The 4,035-nt window shown below is 34.7% G+C and carries 6 protein-coding genes; all 6 read left to right on the top strand.

Annotated elements, in window-relative coordinates:
* Positions 1-72: 72 nt before the first annotated feature.
* The 6 genes from CHU92_RS01600 (at position 73) to CHU92_RS01575 (ending at position 4,003) form a co-directional block, all read left to right on the top strand.
* Positions 73-1,491 carry a hypothetical protein gene (locus CHU92_RS01600; protein WP_094411933.1) on the top strand — a complete coding sequence of 473 codons (1,419 nt, stop codon included), beginning with the start codon at positions 73-75 and terminating at the stop codon, positions 1,489-1,491.
* A gap of 2 nt (positions 1,492-1,493) precedes the next feature.
* Positions 1,494-1,880 carry a hypothetical protein gene (locus tag CHU92_RS01595; RefSeq protein ID WP_094411931.1) on the top strand — a complete coding sequence of 129 codons (387 nt, stop codon included), beginning with the start codon at positions 1,494-1,496 and terminating at the stop codon, positions 1,878-1,880.
* 244 nt (positions 1,881-2,124) lie between these two features.
* On the top strand, positions 2,125-2,547 hold the full coding sequence (locus CHU92_RS01590; protein WP_165764563.1) for a hypothetical protein: 423 nt from the start codon (positions 2,125-2,127) through the stop codon (positions 2,545-2,547).
* A gap of 122 nt (positions 2,548-2,669) precedes the next feature.
* On the top strand, positions 2,670-3,113 hold the full coding sequence (locus CHU92_RS01585) for a hypothetical protein (RefSeq protein ID WP_094411927.1): 444 nt from the start codon (positions 2,670-2,672) through the stop codon (positions 3,111-3,113).
* 42 nt (positions 3,114-3,155) lie between these two features.
* On the top strand, positions 3,156-3,794 hold the full coding sequence (locus CHU92_RS01580) for a hypothetical protein (protein WP_094411925.1): 639 nt from the start codon (positions 3,156-3,158) through the stop codon (positions 3,792-3,794).
* The gene (locus tag CHU92_RS01575) at positions 3,785-4,003 is read left to right on the top strand and encodes a hypothetical protein (protein WP_094411923.1); all 219 of its coding nucleotides are present in this window, start codon (positions 3,785-3,787) and stop codon (positions 4,001-4,003) included. The genes CHU92_RS01580 and CHU92_RS01575 overlap by 10 nt, the downstream gene beginning before the upstream one ends.
* Positions 4,004-4,035: the final 32 nt, after the last annotated feature.

The raw sequence follows: 4,035 nt of genomic DNA, 5'->3' as shown, positions 1-4,035 counted from the left end.
CGTCAACCCTTTTTTATTTAACAAATAAGTTTAAACCACTTCATTTAGTCCACAGAAATTAAATACTATATTATGAAAAAACTATTGCCTCTCGCTATCCTTCTACTGGCCTCCCTTTCCTGCTCTACCGAAGATAAGGCCGTAACAGAAGAAAACGGCCGTTTTTTTAGTAAAAAAAATGCCGGTAAAGACCAAATTATTTATAAAAGGGTCAAAAAAGCCGCCCTGCCCAACCCCGACCTGGTGAATAGCATACTAATGAATATACGGCAAAATAGCGATCCCCAATTTTTCATAGACGATGCAATAGCGCTTTATGCGGGATATGAAGGCACGCACACCCTTACCTTTCCCACCTACAGGACTGACGGGAAAAGTGAAACCATCCAAAACATAGTATTACAATCAGCCGATGATGGCGAGTACGATGCCTACCTTTTTAGTTACAGCCTCACTACAGCAGAGTTGGACACGTGGGATAAGATAGGTTCCGAAAGCATCCGTTCCCGGACAGAGATAACATCCTTATCTGCAGGCAGCGGGCCGGGGATGATAAACATAAGTTGTTTTGAGCCAGTACAGAATTATATTGGGCGCTGGGAATGCGAAGCCGGCAATGAGCATGCCCCGGGAGATCCATCGTGTAGCGTGGGTGGCAGCAGGTGGGTGATGCGCCCGGCTACCCAAAGTTGGGTATATGTTGGCTGCGCTGACAGCGGTGGTGGTAGCACCGGCGGTGGTGGGAATACCGGGGGCGGTGGCAGTACCGGGGGTGGTGGGGCAGGCCCCCGCCCACGCACTACTATTGTGACCCAGCCTATAATGCTTGACCCTGCTATATTCCAGATTATATTAGATGAATCTTTTACAGAAAATGACTGCCTCATGGGAGTGTATAATCAATTAGGGGGCTCTCCCACTTTTCAGGAATATTTACAAAATTTTGACGGAGAATTTTCTGTGGCGCATTTAAAATTGAAATCGAGTTCGACTTTATCAAGTACCACAAATGCAGAAACAGCAAGTCCAAATAACTATTTAATAACAATTACGTTTAATTCAAATAATTTGAGCAGACCTGCATTATCAATAGCAAGGACAATTATTCATGAAATAATTCATGCTGAAATTTATAGAAAATTACTATCCATCGCCGGACAACCAAACATAGAATTTACACAAGCCCAATTAGAAATATTAAGAAATAATTATCCTGGTTTATATGACTATTATATGAGGTATGAGTTTAATGTTCCGGCTGGTCAACAGGTTTCTGATGCACAGCATCAAATGATGGCTCAACATTATCGTGGAATAATAGTCCAGGCTTTAAAAGAGTTCAATAATAATGTATCCGATGAAGTCTATGAAGCCATTGCATGGGAAGGTTTGAAAAATACAGTAGCTTGGAATAACCTAACGCAAGCAGAAAAAGAAATAATAGATAATACAATTACTAATTTTGAAAATAGTAATTCTAATTGCCAATAATTATGATTAGTTACAAAATATTATTTTTCTTTATATCATTCTGGTGGTATGTAAATGTACAATCACAAAAAGAAATGATTGTATTGGTTTTCGATGAAACAAAGATGAAATTTGAAGATAATATATTCATTATTAATGGGCAAAAATTCAAGTTTTTTTCCAAAAAAAAATCTGAAGTAAATTATTCGGATATAAAATACAAAGTTTCAACTTTTAATGAGATGAACTTGAAAGTAAGAAGAAATAAGAACTATACTAAAGATAAAAAAGAAGAATTTTACTATAAAGATTTGTTTGATATATATATATATATTAAAAAAAATAATATGTCTGGTGTGCTATATCCCGTTGAAAAAATATGGGTTGTTGAAGGTAAGATCATTGATTAAAATTTGATTATACACAAACTGATGAAGTTTACGAAGCATTAGCTTGGATTGGTCTAATGGGTACTGGTGGTGATCCAGATGATATAACAGGATTACCACCCCAACCCACCGTGGCGTGGCAAAATGTACCCCAAAGCCAACGTTTGCAAATTTTATATACTTACAATCATTTTAAAACCCATAACCCACCATGCCAATAAAACTAATATTATTTTTCATCCTACTATATTCTAGTCAAAAGTCTGTGGCACAAGAGAAAGAAACGATTATTATCCTTTTTGATAAAGAGCGGGATATCAAAAGTACTGACGGATGTAAAACAAATTTCAAATTAGCCTTTAGGGATAGTACTGAAATTAACTTTCAACATATACTTAGTTTTAATTACAATTGTAAAAAATTAGATAAAAAAAAGATAAAAATCAAAGATATCACCGTTATATCAGCTGAAACAGCTTTAGATAAAGTTAGGCAGTATTTAGATATTAAGGCGAAGCAATGTGAAGATGAACTCAAAGAAAAAGATAAAACTCCATGCCAGTTAATTAGACATCCACCTGGATATAACTATAATAATTATTTTGCTAAAATTTATATTTTTGAAAAACTTACCGATAATAAAGGTGTACTATATGAAGTTACGTGGGATTGGTTTCTTGTTGATTGAAGCTAACCTGTTGAAGTTTAAAACCTGTATATTCGCCTTAATAAATTTGGCAATATTAAACGTCCAAAATTTATTTTGAATTTGTATTCAAACTTTATCAACTCCAATACAAATTGTGAACAATGAAGTGGATTACTATCATAGTACTAGTTTTTATGCAATCAAATCCAAAAATTGATTCGAGGAATGTATTGTATATCAATTTTAATGATGCTACGGATAAACTATTTTCAAAAAAGGAGGATGGTAGTAAAACTTTTTATCTCTATCCTAAAATTGACAATGATTCTTTCTTGTACAATCCAAAAAAACACAAAACTAAAAAAGTGGATTATACTTCTGTTAAAAAAAATTTAGTCAGTAAGGATAAAGCTAACATGAATACAAAAGCCATTATTGAAAATGAAGCAAAAGCCTTTGAGCGAAAAACTGGATTAAAAGGCAATATGATAAGAAATCCACCGTATAACTTTACACGTTATTACAAAAAAATATTTATATATGTCAAAATAAACGATGGTGAGGGGATTTTGTATGAAGTTGAGTGGCGTTATGCTATAACGTAAAAGTCATTAATCCAAATAATTTATGTACTTAATGTTGATAGCATGGGAGTGTATAATCAATTAGGGGGCTCTCCCACTTTTCAGGATTATTTACAAAATTTTGACGGAGAATTTTCTGTGGCGCATTTGAAATTGAGCGCTGGCCAACCAGGGGGTCATGCAATAACATATCCTCCTGAAAATTATGTTATTAATATTACTTTTGACATCAACATTTTAAGCCAAATTCCTCCTCTAGATGTTGCAGGAACCATGATTCATGAAATGATCCATGCAGAGATATTTAGAAAAATGATGATAGCCGCCCAAACTGGCTCATTGCAACCTGAAGATATGACAGTAGCGCAACAAACAGCTTATGTGCAAAACCTACAAAATAATTTTCCTGGGATTTATGATTATTATATAAGTAGATATCATCCAAATTGGGATCATCAAATGATGGCTCAGCACTATAGAGAAATTATTAAAAATGCTCTACGAGAGTTTGACCCTTTTCAACCAGAAGAAGTTTATGAGGCTATTGCATGGGTTGGTTTAATGGGTGAAGGAGATCCTAGTCCAACCACAGGCCTGCCGCCCTATCCAACCGTTGCATGGTCCCATGATTCTCAGGCACAGAGGCTGCAAATCTTAAATACCTACAACAATTTTAAAAACTCAAATCCAAGATGTCAGTAAAAGAATTTATTTTTTTTAGTGCATTGCTTATAAGCAATAATGTTTTTACTCAGGCAAGACCTGTTGTATTATTTGATCCTACCAATAAATATGCAGCTAAGTATGAGTTTAGTAAAGACACATCAAGAGCTGGTTTTTCAGTTTATTATCGGGGTTATTACGAAGAGACAGTTAGAAAAAAAATACTTGATGAATATGAAGTGGTTTAAACTTTTATTTTATTAAATTTCTTTAGTGCGAT

The organism is Flavobacterium cyanobacteriorum (genome assembly GCF_002251835.1).
GTDB lineage: Bacteria > Bacteroidota > Bacteroidia > Flavobacteriales > Flavobacteriaceae > Flavobacterium > Flavobacterium cyanobacteriorum.
The sequence above is the reverse complement of the archived record's forward strand: the minus strand, read 5'-3'. Positions and strand labels throughout refer to the sequence as shown.